Here is a 20,089-nt window from a genome sequence, read left to right as displayed (position 1 = left end):
GCATGGATCTCTTCGACGACCCGCGCCTGACCGTGATGGGCCTGCTGTTCGAAGCGCAGGACGGGCTGGTCAAGAAGCTGGAGCCGACCTGGAAGGCGAACGGGTTGTCCGGGCTGGACCTGAACGCGATACTCCGCCTGAGTCGTTCGCCGAACCGGCGGTTGCGGATGACCGACCTGGCGACGCAGACCTCGCTGTCCACCAGCGGGGTTACCCGGCTGGTGGATCGGCTGGAGCGCGCGGGATTGCTGACACGTGAGCTGGATCCGTCCGACCGGCGCAGCTCCTACGCGGTGCTTACCGAAGCCGGCGAGCAGCGGCTCGAAGCGGTCCTGCCCGTCTACATCGACGCGATCGAGCAGTGGTTCACCGGGTTGCTGACCCCGGAGCAGTTGGACGGATTGACCACCGCGCTGCGCGTCATCCGCGACCAGGTGAACCCGGAAGCGACGTCCACGACCGGCTGATCAGGTCGTTTCGCGGTATTTGCGGACCTTGGTGAGGTTGCCGCAGCGTTCCATCGAGCACCAGCGGCGGCGGCCGGGGCGGGACGTGTCGACGAACAGCAGGCCGCAGTCGTCGGCGGCGCAGACGCGGATGCGGTCGGCCAGCGGGCTCGCGAAGAGGCCGATGGCGTCGCGGGCGAGGGTGGACAGGGCGGCCCGCGCGGTGGGGGAGGCGTAGCCGACGGTGCCGTCGGCGTGCAGCCGGGGGATGAGGGGTGGTTCGGCGGCGGCCTTGTTGAGGGCTGCGATGTCCTTGGGCTGCAATGGCTTACCGGCGGCCAGTCCGTAGGCGGCGTGCGTGATGGCGGTGCGCAGTGCGCGCAAGGCGGGCAGATCAGACTCCTCGGCATCGAGGTCGTCGAGTTCGAGGATTACCGAGATCCAGCGCCGCAGGTCGGCTGCGGTGTGCACGATTTCCCACACCGCGAGCTCGCCCTCGCCGCCGGTATGGACGAGATCCAGCGCGGCGCGGCCGCTGCGGAAGCGGCGGCGCAGATCGGGGGAAAGTTCCGCACGGGATTGCATGACACCACTTTAACTGGTTACGCTCGAATTATGACAATCACAACGCACATCAATCCGGAGAAACTGCACAGCAACCCCGCTTTCACCCAGGCAGTACGGGTTCCGGCGGGTGCGGACATCGTCTATATCGGTGGCCAGAACGGCGTCGATGCCACTGGCGAAGTGGTCGGCGCCGATATCGGCGCGCAAGCCCGGCAGGCGCTGGAGAACCTGCGGATCTGCCTGGACGCCGCGGGCGCGTCCCTCGAGGATGTCGTGAAATGGACCGTCCTCATGGTGGACGGGCAGGACGTCCGCGCGGGATTCGGTGCCTTCCAGGAGGTTTGGGGGCAGCGGCCGAACCCGCCCGCCATCACGGTGGCCACGGTCGCCGGCCTCGCCGTACCGGGCGCATTGGTCGAAATCGAAGCGGTGGCCGCGATTTCCGTGTAAAGCCCGATTGCTTAGGAACGAACCCGTCCTAGGTCGCTCCTAGGCTCGAATTCATGAGCAACGACATCAAGCAGTTCCGCATCGACATCCCGCAACAGCAGCTCGATGACCTGCGTCATCGGCTCGACAACGCGCTCCTGCCGGCCCTGCTGCCGGGTGACGACTGGGATACCGGCGTCCCGACCGCCTGGCTGCGCGAGATGGTGGACTACTGGCGCACCGGCTACGACTGGCGCGCGGAAGAGGCGAAGCTCAACGCCTACTCGCAGTTCACGACCGAAATCGACGGCCAGACCATCTACTTCCTGCACGTCCGGTCGAACGAGCCGAATGCCGTCCCGCTGCTGCTGACTCACGGCTGGCCCGGGTCGGTGGTCGAATTCCTCGACCTGATCGGGCCTTTGACCGATCCGGCGGCCCACGGCGGCGATCCGGCCGACGCGTTCCACGTGGTGATCCCCGCGCTGCCGGGCTTCAGCTTCTCCAGTCCGGTACGCGAAAACGGCTGGCCTGTTGCGAGAATCGCCGCCGTGTGGGCCGAGCTGATGAATCGCCTCGGCTATGAGCGGTACGGCGTCCAGGGCGGTGACATCGGGGCCGGCGTCAGCCCCGAGGTGGCGCGCGTTGTGCCGGACAAGGTGATCGGCGTGCACATCAACGGATCCCTGGGATTCCCCGAATTGCCGCTGCCCGAGGCGGAAATGGCCGCCCTCACCGACCTGGAGCGCGACCGCATCAGCCGCATCGAGGCGTTCATGAACGAGGAATTCGGTTACATCGCAATCCAATCCACGCGCCCGCAGGCCCTGGCCTACGGTCTGGTCGACTCGCCGGTCGGTCAGCTCGCCTGGATCATGGACAAGTTCCGCGAGTGGACTCACCCGCGAAATGTGGACCCGGACAAGATCATCGACCGGGATCGCCTGCTCACCAACGTCATGCTGTACTGGCTGACCGGCACCGCGGGCTCCGCCGCCTTCGTCGGCTATGCGCAGGGACAACCCTGGGGTCCGCCCAAGCAGAACTCGGGCGTCCCGACCGCCGCCATCATCTTCGCGCACGACGTCGGCATCCGCCGCTACGCCGAGCGCGAGAACACCATCACCCGCTGGATCGACGTCGACCGCGGCGGCCACTTCGCTGCCCTCGAGGAGCCGGAAATGCTGCTCACCGACGTCCGCGAGTTCTTCCGGGAGCTCCGCTGACACCGTGGGGCAGCAAGAAGTGACCGCACGCGGCTGATTGCGGTGTGTCGGCGGCGGGACCGGCTCACAATCGGATCAGGACAATGGCAATCAGGAGCAGTCGCCATGACCGAGCCGATGCGGATGACCGACGAGCACCGAGAAGAATTCTGGCGCCGGTGCGGATGGGCACCCGACCTGCCCGCCGATCAGCGCCAGGAAATCGAACACCGCTGGGACGACCAATCTATCGACCTCGCTGAGCATTTCGGCTGGTAGGCGATCCGATCTGGGCGGCGCGCGAGTTCAGTTGAGTTCGCCCGCCGCCTGCCAGGAGTCGCGTTCGGCGGTGAAGGCTCCAGCCTGCACCGCGCGGAACTCGTCGATGGATTCGGCGTTGTCGGCGAGGAACTTTCGGTAGTCGGCGAGTCCGAACTCGCCGTCTTCGGCTTTCACCTCCACGTTGCCCGCGGCGAAGTCGGCGCGCTTGTCGAGGAGCTCATCCGCCTCGACGGGGTACCAGCGAATCCGATCGAAGTATCGGAGCAGCCAGGGGTTTGCGTCTGCTGTTGCGCCAGGTTGCCAGGCGTGATTCCAGACTTGGGTTGTGCGGCCCACGAATTGGTAGCCGCCGGGGCCTTCCATGCCGTAGATGCAGAGGTATGCCCCGCCGATGCCGACAGCGTTCTCCGGGGTCCAGGTGCGGGCCGGGTTGTACTTGGTGGTGACCAGGCGGTGGCGCGGGTCGGTCGGAGTTGCCACGGGCGCACCGAGATACACGTCGCCGAGGCCGAGCACGAGGTACTCGGCGTCGAAGACGGTCTGGTAGACATCCTCGACCGTGGCCAATCCGTTCATGCGGCGGATGAATTCGATGTTCCACGGGCACCAGGGCGCGTCCGCGCGGACACCGTGCATGTAGCGGGTGATCGCCTCCCGGGTCGACGGATCGTCCCAGGACAGCGGCAAATGCACGGTGCGGCTGGGTACTACGAGCTCGTCGGCGGCGGGCAGGTGTTGTTCGGTCTCGGCCAAGAGCTCCAGCAAGCGCGGGATGGGCAGGACACAGGGGTCCACTCGGACCTGAAGTGAGCGAACGCCAGGCACCATTTCGACAATGCCCCGCACAGCCGCAGCGAGGAGATGCTGGTACAACGCGTGGACCCGGGCACGAAGCGTGAGGTCCAATGTCAGCCGCCCGTATTCGACGAGCACGCCGTCATCGCCCTGGCGGCGATAGGTGACGCCGATTTCATCGTCGACGTCGGCGCGGCGCAGCACACCGTCGTCGCCGTCACCGCCGCTGGACAGCACCACCGGCAAGTTGGCCCGCCGCAGCGCGCCCAATTCCCGGACAGAGGCGGCATTCTCGCTGCAGATCGGCACGAACCGCACCTTGTCCCCGGGGGCGAGCTGGCCGAGCTTCCACTTGTCGGCCGCGACAACGGTTACCGGGCAGACGAACCCGCCCAGGCTCGGACCGTCCGGGCCGAGCAGGATCGGGGTGTCACCGGTGAAGTCCAGTGCGCCGATCGAATACGCGTTGTCGTGGATGTTCGACGGATGCAGACCGGCCTCACCGCCGTCGGTCCGCGCCCACTCGGGTTTCGGGCCGATCAAGCGGACACCGGTGCGGTCGGAGTTGAAGTGCACCTCGTAATCGGTGCCGGTGATGGTGTCGAAGTCGTTGCGGGTGAAGAACTCCGGGGCACCGTGCGGGCCCTCGGTGACTGCCAGTTCCCAGCGCTTGGTCAGGACCGGCTGGTCATCCATCGGTACCGCTGGGGCGACCCGTGCCCGCGGCGCACCCAGCGGGAGAACCGTCCCGGCGCGCAAGGCGCTGCCATCGCTCCCGCCGAACTTGCCGAGCGTGAAAGTGGCGATGCTGCCCAGGTATTCGGGCAGCTGAATCCCGCCGGAGATCAGCACGTAGGTCCGCATTCCCGGCCCACGGATCGCGCCGATATCGAGGACGCCACCTGCGGGAACCTGCACGGTTCGCCAAAGCTCCACGGGCGCGCCGTCAATGGTGACATCAGCCGGTGCGCCGGTCACGCAGACCCACGTCGATTCGGCGAACCGCAATGCCGGGCCGCCGAGTGTGCACTCCAAACCGCCTGCGCCCTCCGGATTTCCGAGCACTCGATTGCCGAGACGGAACGACAGGTCATCCATCGGTCCCGACGGCGGAACTCCGATGTGCCAATAACCAATGCGCCCTGGCCAGTCCTGCACGGTGGTCAGCATGCCCGGCCGAACCACTTCGACCTGCGCGCCGAATGCCGCTGCCATGTCCGGGGCGCTGACCTGCTCGAGCGCGGAGGCCGACTCTGCCTGCTGCCGCGGGATCTCGGTGCCGACGTCAGCCTCGCGTCCTCTATCGCGGCCTGGGCTCTCTGCTGCGCCGCTCACAGCGACACCGGTTGCGGTCATCGCGACACCATCATCTGCACCGGCGTCGGGTCGAAACCGTTGCAGGGGTTGTTGATCTGCGGGCAATTGGAGACCAGCACCAGCGTGGCGGTCTCCGCGCGCAGCGTGACCTTCTTTCCGGGGGCGGACAACCCGTCGACGATCCCGAGGGTGCCGTCCGGCTCCACCGGCACGTTCATGAACCAGTTGATGTTGGAGACCAGATCTCGTTTGCCCAGACCATGTTTCATTGCCTCGACGAGGAAGTTCTCCACGCAGGCGTGCTGGTGGCGGGTGTGATGGCCGTAGCGCAGGGTGTTGGATTCCTGGGAGCAGGCGCCGGCGATGGTGTCGTGGTTGCCGACCTCGTCCGCGAGCACCGTCATCAGGGCGGTCCCCGAATCCGTCAGCAGCACACTGCCGGTGGTGAGGAAGATATTGCGCTGCGCGGTGACGGTGGCCTGCGCGCTGTAGCGGTCGGTGGGGTCGGCCGCGTTGTAGAGCAGGCAGTCGACCGCCTGATTGCCGTGCAGGTCGATGATTTCGAGCACCTCGCCCGCGCCGACGACGGTGGACCATGGGGCGCAAGCGGGAACGGTTTCGTCCAGGACGATCGTGCGAGCCGAGGTGGCGTTCACGCGTGTGCCTCCAGAGTCGTAGCGGTCCAGGCGGATTCGGTGTTCTCGACGGCGCGGAGGTATTCCGGATCCGAATTGGTCAGCGCGAGGAGCTCTTCGGGCGCGGACCAGGCGACGATGTCGAGGTCGGTGGTGGGCCGGTCATCCAGCGGGTGCGGTGCGTTGGCGACCAGCAGCACCACCGGCAGGTGCACGAGCAGATCGACCGAACCGTCCGGGCCGCCGCTCCCGGTGGCGACCAGCGCACCGTCGGATTCCACTCGGGCGCCACGGAAGAACGACACCGTCGGTGCGATATCCCGAGGCTCCAGACCTTGCTTCACCCCGGCCAGCCGCAACAGGTCTCGCCCGGCGGCGGTCGGACCACAGAGCGTGTCGTGATGCCCGGAGCTGTCGGCGACGAGGGTTGCCAGCACCCGGCCCTGATCCGACAGCAGCGGATGCCCGGACGAGAGATACGCCTGCCAAGGCACTTTCACGGTGTCGGCGACATTGAGCCGCTCCCAAGGGGCGTCGGCCCGGAGCAGCAGCAGGTGTGCGCAGGCCGCGCCGTCCGGATCGCTGAACCGGATCCGTGTTCCTCGGCCGAGCACCACATTGGCGTACCCACCCGCCGGAATCCGCTGGGCCCAGGTCATTTTCGAGCCGTCCACATCAGCCACCGCGGGCACGACGAAATTCGCCGCCGCTGCCTGTGCGCGGGCGTGGGCTCTGGCACCTGCTGTCGAAGAAGTGCTCGGGTCGGTCATGATTCGCTCTCTTTCAGCGGCGGCTGTACTGGACGACGGAGTTATGCGGGCTGGGGTGCCGGTTCCGGGGCGTCCCCTGCCAGGGCGTTCTGTTCGCCGACCGCCGGGCTCTTCCGGCCGACAAACCGGTAGACCACGAATCCGACTGCGGCACTGAGGATCACGAACAGCGGCGCGGACCACAGCATCCACCAGCCCCCACCCTGCGGCGTGTAGATCTCCGGCCGCGGCCAGGCCAGGTTGATGGCCATCGCGATACCCCACACCACCGCGCCGATATTCACCGCGAGCCCGAAGCGCCCCAGCGAGAACAGGCCTTCCTCGGAGACCTCGCCCGGCCAGCCGCTCAGCCGCTGCCGCAGCATCGGCGCCGTGACCAGCAGGTAGGCGATGTAGAACATGACAATGCAGACGCTGGCCAGCGTCGCGAAGATCGCCGCGTTGCCCAGGTTGATCACCAGCAGGGCGATGCCGGCCGCGCCGAACACCACGGCGGGCAGGATCGGCGTCCCGAAGCGCGGGTGCACCTTCGAAAGCGCCTGCGCGAAGGGAAGTTTCCCGTCCCGGGCCATGGAGAACATCAGGCGCGACCCGGCTGTCTGAATGGCCAGCGTGCACACGAACACCGCGACCGCCACCGCACACAGCAGCACCGTGCCCGCCGGGCTGGCCAGCTTGGCGGTGATGACGTAGGCCAGGCCGCCGGTGGCCAGGTTGCCGTCGGTCAGGCTCGGCGCGGCCATCAGCGCGCCGAGCAGCATGAGCCCGCCGCCCAGACCGGAGACCGCCAGCGCGGCCAGGATGGTGCGCGGGGCGACCTTGCGCGGATTCTTGGTTTCCTCGGCCAGTTCCCCGGCGGAGGAGAACCCGAGCATCACGTACGCCGCCATCAGGCCCGACACCAGGAACGCGGCCATGTACCCGCCGGGCGCGGCGGCCTCGGTGTTCAGCACAACGCCGGGACCGCGTTCGGCGTCGGCGAAGAACAGGCCGATCACCGCGGCGACGCCGACGATTTCGATGGTGACGCCGATGGCGTTGATCCGGGCCATGACGTCCACCCCGATCACGTTGATGATCGTGGTCAGCGCCATCAGCACACTGCCGAGCAGCACCGCGTTGGCCGCGCCGGAGGTCGAGGTGAGCGCCGGATCCTCGCCGATCAGCTGGAATCCGCTCCACACCGCCGGCAGCACCACCTGGAGTGCGATCGCGGCCGCCGCGGCGGTGACGATCTGCGCGATGATCATCGACCAGCCCGCGAACCAGCCGACCAGGTCGCCGGCCAGGCGGCGCGACCACTGGTAGATGGACCCCGAGATCGGGTAGTGCGCGGCGAGTTCGGCGAAGTTCAATGCCACCAGGAACTGTCCGGCGAACACGATGGGCCAGGTCCAGAAGAAGGCCCCGCCGCCGAAGGAGTATCCGAGCCCGAAGAACTGGAAGATCGTGGTCAGGATGGAGACGAAGGAGAACCCGGCCGCGAACGAGGCGTATCGGCCCAGCTTGCGGTGCAGGACCGGCTGATAGCCGAAGCCCGCCAGGTCGGCGCTGTCGGAATCGGATGGTGGGGTGAGTGTCGTGGCCATGGGTTCCTCCGGCGTGTGGCCAATATCTATCGAGTGACAGTTTTCCGTTCACGATCGCGCTTTCGGTGTCGCGCGTGTATCGCTTCCGGGAACGCCGGTAACTTCTGCGTTGCCGCGATTTCTGTCGAATGACAGAAACCTCACCGCGGGCGAGTGGCCGAAGGAGAGCCCTGCGGTGCGATGCCAGAATGAGCAGGTGACAAACCCTGGTCCCGGGCGTCCCCGGCTCGAGCAACGCACGCGGCGCGGGCAGACGCCGCGCGCGGAGATCCTCGACGCCGCCGGAGAACTGTTCACCACCAAGGGCTATGCGAATACCTCGACCCGGGCGGTCGCCGACGCGGTCGGCATCCGGCAGGCGTCGCTCTACCACCACTTCGGCTCGAAAGACGACATTCTCGACGCGCTACTCGCCGAAACCATCACCGCGCCACTGGAACTCGCGCAGCGGCTGGGCAAGGCAGCCGAGCCCGCACCGGTCCGGCTCTATACCCTCGCCCTGTTCGACGTCCGTCAGCTCTGCGCGGCGCGCTGGAATCTCGGCGCGCTGTACCTGCTGCCGGACCTGCGCACCGAACGCTTCGAAGCGTTCCGGCTGCGGCGCGACGAATTACGCGGGCACTATGAGGCTTTCGCCCGTGACGTGCTGTCCGAGGCCGGAGCGGCAGGTGTGCGCGGCGCCGAGGTACTGCCCTTCCGGCTCGTCGAAACCGTGATCAGCATCCGCTCCGACGAGGGCGCCGCGCCGGGCTATGCGGAAAGCGTCATCCCGGACGCGGCGTTGCGCATGCTCGGCTGGCCTGGAGATCTCGGCGAAATCCGCGGCACGGCAACCGAACTCCTCGCCACAGGTTGAGTCAGTCGGCCATGCCGCCGGCGAACGGCATCGCGCGCCACAGGTCGAGGGCCGGTGTCAGGTAATCGACCAGCACGGGCAGTTGCGGCGCGAGCGTGAGGGTGGCGATGATGCGCAGCATCCCCACGGCGTTCACGAAGCGCAGCACCTCCTCGTTCAAGGGCCTGGTGCCATTGCGCTTCGCACCACGGTCGTAGGCGGCCTCGTGGTCGGGCCCGAGCGCGGCCAGGTCCCATTCGATCGGGCCCAGCGTGATCAGCTCGAAGTCGGAGTAGAGGTCACCGTCCATGCCGGAGAAGATGTTCGCGGTCGGCGAGTCGCCGTGGATGGGCTGGAGGTCGATCCCCGGGAAGGCGTCTTCGAACGCCGCGCGCGAGCGCACCAGAGGTTCCAGCTGCCGCCACTCGCGCTGTGCGCGGTCCAGGTCGGCCGGATCGACCAGATCGGGGTGCTTTTCGAGCAGGGTGAGGCCTTCGGTGACGAACTGCGGATCGGCCGCCGACAGAAACGACAGGTGACCCGGGTAATCCCGCAGCGCCGCGTGCAGGTCGGCGACGCTTTCGGAGTTCGCCACATAGTCGGGTTCCTGGTCCCGATCCTCCGCGACGAACTGCCAGAACGTCATCGAGAACCCGTCGCGCTGAACGGGTTCCGGCGGCACGAGCGGGCTGGGCGGGATCTCCGGTGTGCCCCGGGCGGCGAGCCATCGCGTCACGTCCAGCTCCGCGCGCTGGCGGTGCGCGAGGGCATCGAGGCTCTCGCAGTGCGGCAGGATGGTCGGAACCCGGACCACGACCGGTGCCGGCGCAAGGTGCACGACAACGGAGAAGACGTCGTGCAGCACCGTGGCATCGGACACGGTCAGTCCCAGCTCGCGCCCGGCGCCGACCGCCGCGTCCACCGCGGCGGAGGTACGGCGGGCGAGGTCCTGGGGCGTGTCTCAGCCCTTGCCGCGGCCCGCCTTGAACCCGAAGTCCCAGTTGTATATCCGCGCGATCTCCATGACGCCCGCACCCGGCTGGCCCGCGGGCGGCCGGATGAACGTGCCTTCGCGCCGGACCACGAACTCGCCGTTGATGTTCTCGATGTGCGCGAGCACCGCGTCCCGCGACTCGTCCTGGCAGCCGTCGAGTGTCATCTCGATGGGCGTGGAGTTCACCGGATAGAGCGTGACGGTGGCGTGCACGCCGCGGAAGTCCTTGGCGCCCTCGTAGATCGAGGAGAACACCAGGATCCGGCGGAACTGGCTGGTGAAATCCAGGTTGATGTCGAGGTTCTCGCCGGTGGTGCTGGCGCCGGTGCGGTCGTCCTGGTCCAGCCGGATGTAGGGCGGGTTGGTCAGATCGCCGAAGGAGCGGTCCAGTGCGCGCACGGAACCGATGCGGCCGTCGGCCAATTCGAAGAAGCAGCACAGGTCGAGGTCGAGCCCGCCGTTGCCGCCGCGGGAACGGCGTCCGAACAGGCCGCCGCCGCGGGCGGGCTTGGTGGTGGTCCAGTTCAGGTTGACCCGCATGGTGCCGCCGGTCGCACCCGACTTGGTCAGCGAGACCGACGGCGCTTCCTTGGTGAGCGAGATCTTGCTCAGATTCACCGGCGCACCACCCGTCGGGGGCGGGGGCGCGAACTGCTGATGCTGGGGTGGGGGCGGCGCGAACTGCTGCTGGTGCGGCGGAGGGGGCGGCGCGTACGGCTGCGCGGGCGGCGCGAATTGCTGTGGCGGCGGAGCGTATTGCGGCGGCGGCACCGGCTGCTGGGCCGGCGGCGGCGCGTACTGCTGCGGCGGCACGGGTGGCGGCGAATACTGTTGCGCCGGTGGCGGAGCAGGCGTGTCGTCGACGGAAATGCCGTAGTCCGTGGCCAATCCGCTGAGCCCGGAGTCGTAGCCCTGCCCGACCGCGCGGAACTTCCAGGCCCCCTGCCTGCGGTACAGCTCACCGAGCACGAAGGCCGTCTCGGTGCTGGCGCCGGTGCTGTCGAACCGGGCCACCTCGGTGCCGTTGTTCGCGTCGAGCACCCGCACGTACAGGCCCTGGAACTGCCCGAAGGTGCCGCCGTCGGACGAGGCCGCGATGACGATGGTCTCGATCTGCGGTTCCACCTGCCCGAGGTTCACCCACAGGTTGTCCAGCACCGTGGGCCCCTGCTGCTTGCCCTCGTGCCGCACCGCGCCGGAGCTGTGCTGCGGCTGGTTGTAGAACACGAAATCGTTGTCGGAGCGGACCTTTCCCCCGACCAGCAGGAGCGCGGACGCATCCGCATCCGGAACACCGGGACCCGATTGCCACCCCAGTTCGATGCGGACCACGGGCATCGGCACCGGAACGTTGGCGCCCTTCATCATCGACACAGCACTCAAACTACTGGACCCGCCCCGGCCCGTCACCCCATATGCGGCGGTGCCGGGTCACCGTGTCGGCGGTGCGATCTTCCAGTGTGTGCTGAGCGCCCCGGCGATCTCCGGAAGCACGGTGATCGGAATCTTCTTGCGCCGCAGGATCTCCCGGATCTCGTTGACCTGCTCGCGTTTGCGCAGGTCGTAAGCGCCGGACACGGGCCCGGCCACCGGCGGAATGGACAGCAGCACCAGCTCCCCGTGCTGTTCGTCACCCCCGGCCAGATCCAGTGCCAGCGACCACCGCTCGCGGTCGTCGAGCGTGAACCGCCCAGCGACCACGCGATCCCAGTCGATGGTCGTTTCGTGCCATGGTTTCCGCAGGTAGATCGCGCTCTCGGTCAGCACGATCGCATCCCGGGCGAACAACGCCACCAGCGCCGCGGCCCCGGCTACCACCCCGGCCAGCGCCCCGGTGAACACCCGATACGACCCGAACACGGCCACGACCAGCAGGCACAGCGCCGCGGTCACCAGCATCCCGATCCCGATATACAGCGCGATTCGCCGCCCCGGCACCACACCCGCGCGCACCATCGTCCACCTCCTGCGTCAGCGGCTTCACGCTACCGCCTGCGGGGTGCAGGTCAATCCTGGCCGAGCTCAGGCCTCCAGTGCGACCGCGGCTTCGCCGGTGTAGACCAGGAACTGCAGGCTCTCCTGGAAGTAGAGCTGCACGTTCTCGGCGTCGTGCGCCAGGTAGCCGATGGACAGGTCCTGGCCCAGGTTCAGATCGAAATCGCCGCCGCGGGTGGTGAGCACGAAGGCGCCGTCGATGGCGGGGGCCCAGATGATCTCGCCGTCGGGGATGAGGCGTTCGATGTGGGTGCGGATGGGGTGGCCGTGATCGGAGGTCTCGCTGACCGCGGTGAACAGGTCGGCGCTGAGCAATACCGAATACGGGCCGTCGACACCGGCCAACCGCAGCGCGCTCAGCGCCTGGGTGACGGCCTCGGGGACATCCTTCGGGTCCGTCGGCACCTTGATCGACTCGTTGGACGAGCTCGCCCGCACCCCGGTGATCCCGGCCGCCGCGTAGCCCTCGAAGATGGCGCGGTCCTCGGCGAAGGCGATCTTGCGGGCGGCATCCTTCACCGGGTCCAGATCAGCGTCCTGAGCGCCCTTCTCGACGTTGTCGAGTTCGACGCGGGACAGCGTGAACGGCACTCGCAACTCCACCAGCGGCGCGACCTGGCGCTGCCGTGCCTGCACGCCGGTATCGGGTGCGCTGATCGGCTCGGTGCGGCCCAAACCGACGGCGTTGTAATCCTCGCCGTGCGGGCCGGACAGGTCGACCACGCGGCGGCCCGCGATATGGCGCTTGAAGGTGCGGCCGGCTTCTTCCTCGATCGCCTTCCAAGCCTCGGAAGTGATCGGCGCCAGCCCGCGATGGAGGTTATTCATGACCTACTCCTTTTCAATGTGCCGATGCCGAGTGAGCCGCTGCCATTGCTTTGACTGCCATTGCTGTGAACATCGATGCCCGCCGATTCCCCGGGCGCTTCCGCGGGCTCGGGCAGGTCCTCGAAGAAATCGGCGGACGGTGTAAAGAACTGAGTACCCGTGATGGCTGTGGAGAAATCAAGGATGCGATCGTGGGTAGCGTCCTCGGTGCCGAGGAACATCCGGACGAGCATGCTGTCGGTGACATCGGGGGAGGCCGCGTAGGCGATGTAGTACGTGCCGAACTCGCCCTCCTTGACGCTACCGAAGGGCATATTGGCGCGCAGGATCTTGCGTTCCGCGCCGGTCTCGGGGTCGGTGACGGTGTTCACGGCCACATGCGAATCGGCGGGCTTGTCCGCGTCGGACAGCTCGTAATCCTCGAGCTTGGTGCGCCCGATCACGCGCTCCTGCTCGGGGACCGGCAGCGCGCGCCAGGCAGTCAGATCGTGCGTGTACTTCTGCACGACAACGTAACTGCCGCCGGCGAATTCGGGATCCTCGTCCCCGACCAGCGCGGCCGATTTGGCGAGCGGGCCCTCGGGGTTCTCGGTGCCGTCCACGAATCCCAGCAGGTCCCGCTGTTCGAAGTAGCGGAAACCGATGGTCTCGTCGACGACGGTCCCCGCGCCCTCGAGTTTCTCGCCGATCGTCATCGCCAATTCGAAAGCGGCGTCCGGGGTTTGGGACTTGATGTGGAACAGCAGGTCGCCCGGCGTCGCGGGGGCCTGATGCTTCGGCCCGAAGTAACCCGGGAACTCCCGCAGCGCGGCCGGGCGGGAGCCGCTGAAGAGCCGGTCCCACGCGGCGGAGCCGATCGAGGTGACAATCGACAGGTCCGAACCCGGCACGCGGAAACCGACGGAGCGCTTGAGCCCTGACAGGTCCTCGAGAAGGTCGCGCACAGCCGACTCGCCCCCCTCATCGATGGTCACGACCAGAAAGATCGCGCTCGGTGAGAGTGGATCGAGGATCGGCTGTGGCTCACCCATGATCAACAGCCTAGTAGCCGGGACCGACCGCCCATCGGCTCAGCGTGGCCTTACTTGGCAACTGTGAGCAGGAACGCAACGTCCTCGTTGGCTTTGACACTGTGCCTGGCCTTGGGCACGACCAGCAGGTCACCGGTCGAACCTTTCCACTCGTTGCCACCACTGATCAGGGTCAGGGTGCCGCTGAGGACCAGGAGTGTTGCGTCGCCCGCATTGTCGTGTTCGGCCAGGCTCTGGCCCGCCGACAGGCCGACCACCGTCTGCCGGAGCGAGGCGGCATGTCCGCCGAAGATGGTTTGCGAACTGCGCCCGCTGGTGGCGGTAGCGGCCAACTTGAGCTGTTGGCGGGCGACCGCTGTCAGCGATTTCTTTTCCATAGAGAGATTGCCTTTCGCATCACTTCATCGGTGCTGGGCTGGCATATCAGGAGTATGCCCGACCGGCGATTGTCGCGGGCCGGGTTTGAGTGGGGCCGGTCAGCGGGTGTAGCGCACGATCCGGAACCGCAGACCGTTCGATGATTCTCGCCAAGGCTCCGGCGCCGCTTGCCATTCGGGGCCGATCTCCGGGGCGTAGGCATCGCCGTCGACTCTGACGTCCACCTCGGTGACCAGCAGTTCAGTGGCGAATTCCATGGTGGCGCGGTAAATTTCGCCGCCGCCCATCACCCAGACGTCACCGTCGGCCGCGGCCAGTGCCGCGTCGACGGATTCGACGCGTTCGGCGCCTTCGGCCGACCAGTCGGCCTGCCGGGTGACCACGATATTGCGGCGTTCCGGCAGCGGGCGGAATTTCGCGGGCAGCGAATCCCAGGTGCGCCGGCCCATGATGACCGGATGTCCCGAGGTCACGGCCTTGAAGTTGGTCAGGTCCTCGGGTAGTCGCCAGGGGATGGTGTTCTCGAATCCGATGACGCCGTCGGGCGTCTGCGCCCAGATCAGGCCGATCTTGCGCGCGCTCACACCGCCACCGGCGCCTTGATCGCCGGATGGTGCTGGTAGTCAACGATTTCCACGTCCTCGTAGCGGTACTCGAACAGCGACGGCGCCTGGTTCAGTCGCAGCGCCGGGAACGGGTACGGCTGCCGGGTGAGCTGTTCGGTGACCTGCTCGAGGTGGTTGTCGTAGATGTGGCAGTCGCCGCCGGTCCAGATGAAATCGCCGAGCCCGAGGCCGGTCTGCTGGGCGACCATGTGGGTCAGCAGCGCGTAGCTGGCGATATTGAACGGGACCCCGAGGAACAGGTCGGCGCTGCGCTGATACAGCTGGCAGGACAGCTTCCCGTCGGCGACATAGAACTGGAAGAACGCGTGGCACGGGGCCAGCGCCATCTGGTCCAGCTCGGCCACGTTCCACGCGGAGACGATGATGCGGCGCGAATCCGGGTTGCCGCGCAGGGTCTCGACGACCTGGCTGATCTGGTCGATGTGGCCGCCGTCCGGTGTCGGCCAGGAGCGCCACTGCACGCCGTAGACCGGGCCGAGCTCGCCGTCCGCGTCCGCCCACTCGTCCCAGATCGAGACGCCGTGCTCGCGCAGCCAGCCCACGTTGGAGTCGCCGCGCAGGAACCACAGCAACTCGTAGACGATCGACTTCAGATGCACTTTCTTGGTGGTGACCAGCGGGAATCCTTGCGACAGGTCATATCGCAACTGGTGTCCGAACACGCTGCGGGTGCCGGTCCCGGTGCGGTCCGCCTTCGCGGTCCCGGACTCCAGCACCAGCCGGAGCAGATCCTCGTACTGCGTATCGGTGGTCGCCACGGGTGACGAGCTTAGTGGGCGGGCCACATGGAAAGCTCTCCGCACATGCGCAAGCTCTACGTGATCGGCATCGGTGCGGGCGACCCCGACCAGGTAACCGTGCAGGCCATCAAGGCCATGCGCCAGGTCGAGGTGTTCTTCGTCATCGGTAAGGGCGCGGAGAAGCAGGAACTGCTCGACGTGCGCACCGCGATCCTGTCCGAGCATATGGATCGCCCGTACCGGATCGTGGAAATCCCGGACCCGCCGCGCGACCGCACGCCCGCCGATTACCAAGGGGTGGTCGAAGATTGGCACGACCGCCGCGCCGCCCTGCTCCGGGCGGCCTTCGACCAGGTCGAGGGCGTCGGCGGCCTGCTCGTGTGGGGTGACCCGTCGCTCTACGACAGCACGTTGCGCATGGTGGAGCGGGTGCTGGCGGGTGGCGGCTCCTTCGACTACGAGGTGATCCCGGGCGTCACGAGCGTGCAGGCTCTCGCCGCCCGGCACCGCGTGGTGCTGCATCGCATCGGCGAACCGGTCCACATCACCACCGGCCGGCGGCTGCGCGAGGAAGGTCTCGGCAGTTCCGCGGTGGTCATGCTCGACGGCGAGTGCTCGTTCACCGAGGTGCCCGGCGACGACATCCACATCTGGTGGGGCGCGTACCTGGGGATGCCCGACGAGATCCTGATCGAGGGCCAGCTGCGGTCGGTCGAGCGGGAGATCGTGGCCACCCGCACCCGGCTGCGCGCCGAAAAGGGCTGGATCATGGACGTCTACCAGCTGCGGCGAGGCTGATCACCAGGCCTTTGTCGGTGCCTCCGGGTAACCTGTGACACGTGCCCGAACTGCCGGAAGTAGAGGCGTTGGCGCAGTTCCTGCGGGAGCATGCGGTCGGCGCGGTGGTGGGGCGTGTCGATGTGGCGGCGCTGAGTGCGGTGAAGACCTTCGACCCGCCCGTGACGGCGCTGTCGGGGCGCGATGTCACCGGCGCGGGCCGCTGGGGGAAGTTCCTGGGGATGGATTGCGGCGGCCTGTGGTTGATCACGCACCTGTCCCGGGGCGGCTGGCTGCGCTGGCTCGACGAGCCGAGTCAGACGCCGCCGAAGCCGGGCGGGAAGAGCCCGCTGGCGTTGCGGGTGCACTTCTTCGACCCCGAAGGCGCGACCCCGGCCTTCGACCTGACCGAGGCGGGGACCAAGAAGCGGCTGGCGGTCTACATCGTCGAGGATCCGAAGCTGGTGCCCGGCATCGCGCGGCTCGGGCCGGACGCGCTCGAGGTCACCGAGGAACAGTTCACCGAGATCCTGCGCGGAGCGTCGCAGCGGATCAAGACGGCCATCGTCGACCAGACCTTGATCGCCGGGATCGGCAACGCCTATTCCGACGAGATCCTGCACACCGCCAAGGTGTCACCGTTCGCCAGCACCAAAACCATGCCTGCCCAGAAGGTTTCGGAGCTGTACGCCGCCATGCGGGGGGTGCTCACCGATGCGGTCGAGCGCTCCGTGGGCCAGGCCGCGGCGCGCTTGAAGGGCGAAAAGCGTTCCGGCATGCGAGTTCACGCTCGTACCGGTCTGCCGTGCCCGGTCTGTGGCGACACCGTCCGCGAAGTCTCCTACGCGGAACGGTCCTTTCAGTACTGCCCTACCTGTCAGACCGGCGGCAAGGTCCTCGCCGACCGCCGCATGTCCCGCTTGCTCAAGTGAGTGTCGACGCACGAATCCCCTGCCAGGCGATGCGTTTCGCCTGCTCCGGATCGTGCTCCAGGCGGGTCGGATCATCGATGATCAGCGTGGTGCGGCGCTCTTCGGTGTAGGCGGGCCAAGAGGGCAGCGGTGCTCCGGTGCGAGCGAATGCCAGCCAGTTGTCCTGGAATTGGCGGGTCACCGCCTGCAATCCGTGCCGGCCGCCCGTTGCGGTGAAGGCTCGTCCGATGGGGCCGTCGGTGGCGCCGAATACCGGGATCAGGTCGGTGGCGTGCGTAGCGCCGACTTTTGCGAGTTGCAGTGCGCGCGGCGCGAAATCGTAGCGGTAGGCGTAGGTGGGCGCGTATTGGCTGTGGGACTCCATGACGGTGACCGAGGGCCGCCAGAAGACGTAGTCGCCGCCCATTCGCACGGCCACCCGGTCCTGTGGATAGCCCGGATACGCTGCGGTGACGCGGGATTCGACATCGTCGCCCGCGCGCGTGAACACGGCGTGCAATCGCTTCGGGGTAGTGGGCAGGCCGTCGGCGAATCGCGCGAACAGCGTGCCCTCGTCGCGACAGGTGCCGATGATGAGCGGCAGCCGGTGCGCGGTGCCGTCGGCGAACGCGTCGATCGGCGACTGGGGCAGGAAGTCTCCGTCGATGACCGGGGACGCGGCGAACAATCCGGGGTGCTCCTGCAGTACCTGCCCGATGACGCGGGCGACCGCCTTTCGGATGTCGTTCGCGGAGGACTCGTTCAGGGCCCGGACGGCGTCGGCGGGATCGGCGCCCAGCGCGCTCAGGCAGCGCCGGGCGAAGGCGCGCGCGTCCTCGGCGGTCATCGCCCAGTCAGCGGGCGGACTCTGCGAAATACCGCGGTGGAACAGGCCTTTCGCGGCCGGAGTGGCGAACAGGGCGAGTACCGCATGGGCGCCCGCGGATTCGCCGAAGACGGTGACGTTCTCCGGATCGCCGCCGAAGGCCGCGATATTGCGCCGCACCCACTGCAGCGCGGCGACCTGATCGCGGAGTCCGAGGTTCGACTCGAAAGGCCGTTCGGCCGTGGCGAACTCGCTGAAGTCGACATATCCGAACGCGCCTAGTCGATAGTTGATCGACACCACGATCACATCGCCGCGCAGTGCCAGGCGCGCACCGGAATACAAGCCCAGCGCCGAGGTGCCCATCAGGTATCCGCCGCCGTGGATGAACACCATGACCGGACGCGGCTTCGACGAAGACGCCACGGGCGCGGTGACATTCAGCGTCAGCGAGTCTTCGCTGGTCGGCTGGTATTGGCGCGGGCCGATGCGCGCGCCCGCCCGATGCTGCATGGCGGCGAAGCCGAATTCCGTCGCATCCCGCACGCCGGTCCACGGCTGCACCGGTTGTGGCGCTCGAAAACGCCACTCGCCCACCGGCGGTGCGGCGTAGGGCAGGGCCCGCCAGCGCAGAACACGGCGGCCGCGCCGACCCCGCACAATTCCCTCAGCGGTCTCGATATCGGTCGTTGCCACCATCAGTAGATGGTATCGGCCTGGGGCACTCTGGCCCAGACAGAAGTAATCAGATTGTGTTCCACCGTGTCAGGCGGCGGCTACTCGGAGGCGTCGATATCGCTGGCCGTCAGGGCTGCGGCGAACAGCTGCGCGTGGTCCGGGCGGCCCGGATCGTAGCCGGTGAGGGTGCTGATCCGGTTGAGCCGATAGTTGAGCGTATTGCGGTGCACCACCAGCGAATCCGCCGCCTCCTGCCGGTTGTATCCGTGCCGCATCAGGGCGCGCAAGGTATCGAGGAGATGCTGGTGCTCGGCCAGCGGATCCAGGAGCGACAGCAGCCAGGACCGGGCGGGACCGGGGCGGGCCAGCTGGTACTGCAGGGCCAGGTCCGCCATGCGATAGACCCCGGTGGGCCGGTGCAGGCGGTCGGCCAGCCGGACGATCTCGCCGGCTTCCTCGGCGGCCGCGCAGACCTGCGCCGGGCTCGCCGCGACCGCATGACCCGCGACGGTGCGCAGGCCCGTGCCCGTCGCCATCCGGGCGACGAAAGTATCCAGCTTGCCCGGGGTTTCGGCATCGGCGGCGGGAATGAGCACCACGCCACCGGAGCGTTCCATGGTGCTCAACGCGCGCGGTGACAGCGCTTCGATCTCGGTGTGCGCGAGTCGCAGTACCGGACGCCCGGCCCCGGTCGGCTTGCCTTCCGGTTCGGCGAGCCGGAACACCAGCACCTGGAAGCCGCCATCGAGGAAGATTCCGAACCGCTCCGCCAGCAGGTCGGCGGGCTTGCCGTGCACGAGCGCCTGCGCGACAGCACGTTTGGCCTCGCGTTGCTCCCAGTGCAGGTCTTGGCGTTCGCGCAGATAGGCACCCGCCACACCGGGCGTCACCGCGCCGAGATAGCCCAGCACATACGGCACCAAGGCCAGGAGCTGATCGCGTTGTTCGGGCGTATTCGCCAGGGCGGCAACCGAATTCCAAGCAGCCGCGGCACCGTGGTGATAGACCGACAGCACCGTGTCCAGCGGCACCCCCGCCCGGGCCCGGTGCACCGCGATCTCGATCAGCTCGGTGACGTCCTCCTCGCGCGGTACCCGCCCCTCGATCACCGAGTTCAGGAACAGGCGCAGATTCGCCTCGGTGGCCTGCGGCAATTCGATGCCGATCAGGTCCGCGGGCAGATCCTGATAGTCGGGGACCTGGCGGAAAACCCCGGACAGGGTTTCCCGGACCATCTCGGGCAGCAGGGTCCGCAGGAAGTCGGCGAACTCTGCGCCGATGGCGGATTCCGGTGGCGATGTCATCCGACATTGTTCGCACAGACAAACATCGTCGCGCAATAGCCGGATGAGAACGGGTCGATCCCGTCGAATGCACAAACTCGGCACTCGAATCCTTGTCGTACGAACGGTGACCTGCGGCACTCGTGTCTGGG

At 67.6% G+C, this 20,089-nt stretch carries 22 protein-coding genes; 7 read left to right on the top strand and 15 right to left on the bottom strand.

The window, feature by feature from the left end; all coding sequences use genetic code 11:
- Positions 1–2 precede the first annotated feature (2 nt).
- A complete protein-coding gene (locus IBX22_RS13790) occupies positions 3–467 on the top strand; it encodes a MarR family winged helix-turn-helix transcriptional regulator (RefSeq protein ID WP_194815981.1) in 465 nt (154 codons plus the stop codon).
- Here IBX22_RS13790 and IBX22_RS38145 read toward each other — a convergent pair whose 3' ends face one another.
- The gene (locus IBX22_RS38145) at positions 468–1,031 is read right to left on the bottom strand and encodes a CGNR zinc finger domain-containing protein (protein ID WP_194815980.1); all 564 of its coding nucleotides are present in this window, start codon (positions 1,029–1,031) and stop codon (positions 468–470) included.
- Positions 1,032–1,061: 30 nt separating this feature from the next.
- On the opposite strand from IBX22_RS38145, the gene IBX22_RS13780 reads away from it, so the two are divergent.
- From IBX22_RS13780 to IBX22_RS13770, 3 genes are all read left to right on the top strand, one after another.
- Entirely contained in the window at positions 1,062–1,463 is a 402-nt protein-coding gene (locus IBX22_RS13780; RefSeq protein WP_194815979.1) for a RidA family protein, read from the top strand.
- Between the two features lie 53 nt (positions 1,464–1,516).
- On the top strand, positions 1,517–2,668 hold the full coding sequence (locus IBX22_RS13775; protein WP_194815978.1) for an epoxide hydrolase family protein: 1,152 nt from the start codon (positions 1,517–1,519) through the stop codon (positions 2,666–2,668).
- A 105-nt stretch (positions 2,669–2,773) separates the two neighbouring features.
- Positions 2,774–2,926, top strand: a complete 153-nt coding sequence (locus tag IBX22_RS13770; RefSeq protein WP_194815977.1) for a hypothetical protein — start codon at positions 2,774–2,776, stop codon at positions 2,924–2,926.
- A gap of 27 nt (positions 2,927–2,953) precedes the next feature.
- Here IBX22_RS13770 and IBX22_RS13765 read toward each other — a convergent pair whose 3' ends face one another.
- The 4 genes from IBX22_RS13765 to IBX22_RS13750 form a co-directional block, all read right to left on the bottom strand.
- Positions 2,954–4,939, bottom strand: coding sequence for a 5-oxoprolinase/urea amidolyase family protein (locus tag IBX22_RS13765; RefSeq protein WP_194817667.1), 1,986 nt, complete (start codon positions 4,937–4,939; stop codon positions 2,954–2,956).
- Positions 4,940–5,076: 137 nt separating this feature from the next.
- On the bottom strand, positions 5,077–5,697 hold the full coding sequence (locus tag IBX22_RS13760; RefSeq protein ID WP_194815976.1) for an urea amidolyase associated protein UAAP2: 621 nt from the start codon (positions 5,695–5,697) through the stop codon (positions 5,077–5,079).
- Positions 5,694–6,446, bottom strand: coding sequence for a DUF1989 domain-containing protein (locus IBX22_RS13755; protein WP_194815975.1), 753 nt, complete (start codon positions 6,444–6,446; stop codon positions 5,694–5,696). Before IBX22_RS13755 ends, IBX22_RS13760 begins: the two co-directional genes overlap by 4 nt.
- 41 nt (positions 6,447–6,487) lie before the next feature.
- A complete protein-coding gene (locus IBX22_RS13750) occupies positions 6,488–8,035 on the bottom strand; it encodes an amino acid permease (protein ID WP_194815974.1) in 1,548 nt (515 codons plus the stop codon).
- A gap of 196 nt (positions 8,036–8,231) precedes the next feature.
- Between IBX22_RS13750 and IBX22_RS13745 the strand changes: the two genes are divergently transcribed.
- Positions 8,232–8,891 carry a TetR/AcrR family transcriptional regulator gene (locus IBX22_RS13745; protein WP_194815973.1) on the top strand — a complete coding sequence of 220 codons (660 nt, stop codon included), beginning with the start codon at positions 8,232–8,234 and terminating at the stop codon, positions 8,889–8,891.
- A gap of 1 nt (position 8,892) precedes the next feature.
- Here the strand turns inward: IBX22_RS13745 and IBX22_RS13740 are convergent, their stop codons facing one another.
- The 8 genes from IBX22_RS13740 to IBX22_RS13705 all read right to left on the bottom strand — a co-directional run bounded on the left by IBX22_RS13740 (position 8,893) and on the right by IBX22_RS13705 (position 15,480).
- Positions 8,893–9,792, bottom strand: coding sequence for a phosphotransferase (locus tag IBX22_RS13740; protein WP_194815972.1), 900 nt, complete (start codon positions 9,790–9,792; stop codon positions 8,893–8,895).
- 39 nt (positions 9,793–9,831) lie between these two features.
- Positions 9,832–11,232, bottom strand: a complete 1,401-nt coding sequence (locus IBX22_RS13735; protein ID WP_194817666.1) for a TerD family protein — start codon at positions 11,230–11,232, stop codon at positions 9,832–9,834.
- Positions 11,233–11,295: 63 nt separating this feature from the next.
- Positions 11,296–11,820 (bottom strand): hypothetical protein, encoded by a 525-nt coding sequence (locus IBX22_RS13730; RefSeq protein ID WP_194815971.1) that lies wholly within the window; start codon positions 11,818–11,820, stop codon positions 11,296–11,298.
- Between the two features lie 66 nt (positions 11,821–11,886).
- Positions 11,887–12,687 (bottom strand): family 1 encapsulin nanocompartment shell protein, encoded by an 801-nt coding sequence (locus IBX22_RS13725; RefSeq protein WP_194815970.1) that lies wholly within the window; start codon positions 12,685–12,687, stop codon positions 11,887–11,889.
- A complete protein-coding gene (locus tag IBX22_RS13720) occupies positions 12,684–13,718 on the bottom strand; it encodes a Dyp-type peroxidase (RefSeq protein ID WP_194815969.1) in 1,035 nt (344 codons plus the stop codon). Before IBX22_RS13720 ends, IBX22_RS13725 begins: the two co-directional genes overlap by 4 nt.
- Positions 13,719–13,768: 50 nt before the next feature.
- Positions 13,769–14,095 carry a cupin domain-containing protein gene (locus IBX22_RS13715; RefSeq protein ID WP_194815968.1) on the bottom strand — a complete coding sequence of 109 codons (327 nt, stop codon included), beginning with the start codon at positions 14,093–14,095 and terminating at the stop codon, positions 13,769–13,771.
- Positions 14,096–14,194: 99 nt separating this feature from the next.
- Complete coding sequence (locus IBX22_RS13710; RefSeq protein ID WP_194815967.1) at positions 14,195–14,680, bottom strand: dihydrofolate reductase; 486 nt, start codon at positions 14,678–14,680, stop codon at positions 14,195–14,197.
- A complete protein-coding gene (locus IBX22_RS13705; protein WP_194815966.1) occupies positions 14,677–15,480 on the bottom strand; it encodes a thymidylate synthase in 804 nt (267 codons plus the stop codon). The genes IBX22_RS13710 and IBX22_RS13705 overlap by 4 nt, the downstream gene beginning before the upstream one ends.
- A 45-nt stretch (positions 15,481–15,525) precedes the next feature.
- On the opposite strand from IBX22_RS13705, the gene cobF reads away from it, so the two are divergent.
- Positions 15,526–16,260: a precorrin-6A synthase (deacetylating) gene (cobF, locus tag IBX22_RS13700; protein ID WP_194817665.1), complete on the top strand. Its 735-nt coding sequence runs from the start codon at positions 15,526–15,528 to the stop codon at positions 16,258–16,260.
- A gap of 41 nt (positions 16,261–16,301) precedes the next feature.
- A complete protein-coding gene (locus IBX22_RS13695; protein ID WP_194815965.1) occupies positions 16,302–17,171 on the top strand; it encodes an Fpg/Nei family DNA glycosylase in 870 nt (289 codons plus the stop codon).
- Here the strand turns inward: IBX22_RS13695 and IBX22_RS13690 are convergent.
- Both IBX22_RS13690 and IBX22_RS13685 read right to left on the bottom strand, forming a co-directional pair.
- The gene (locus tag IBX22_RS13690) at positions 17,164–18,675 is read right to left on the bottom strand and encodes a carboxylesterase/lipase family protein (protein WP_194815964.1); all 1,512 of its coding nucleotides are present in this window, start codon (positions 18,673–18,675) and stop codon (positions 17,164–17,166) included. The two genes, IBX22_RS13695 and IBX22_RS13690, sit on opposite strands and share 8 nt — an antisense overlap.
- 77 nt (positions 18,676–18,752) lie before the next feature.
- Positions 18,753–19,958, bottom strand: coding sequence for a CdaR family transcriptional regulator (locus IBX22_RS13685; RefSeq protein WP_194815963.1), 1,206 nt, complete (start codon positions 19,956–19,958; stop codon positions 18,753–18,755).
- Positions 19,959–20,089: the final 131 nt, after the last annotated feature.

Source organism: Nocardia sp. XZ_19_385 (assembly GCF_015355755.1).
In the GTDB taxonomy this organism is placed as follows: Bacteria; Actinomycetota; Actinomycetes; order Mycobacteriales; family Mycobacteriaceae; genus Nocardia.
The sequence above is the reverse complement of the archived record's forward strand: the minus strand, read 5'-3'. Positions and strand labels throughout refer to the sequence as shown.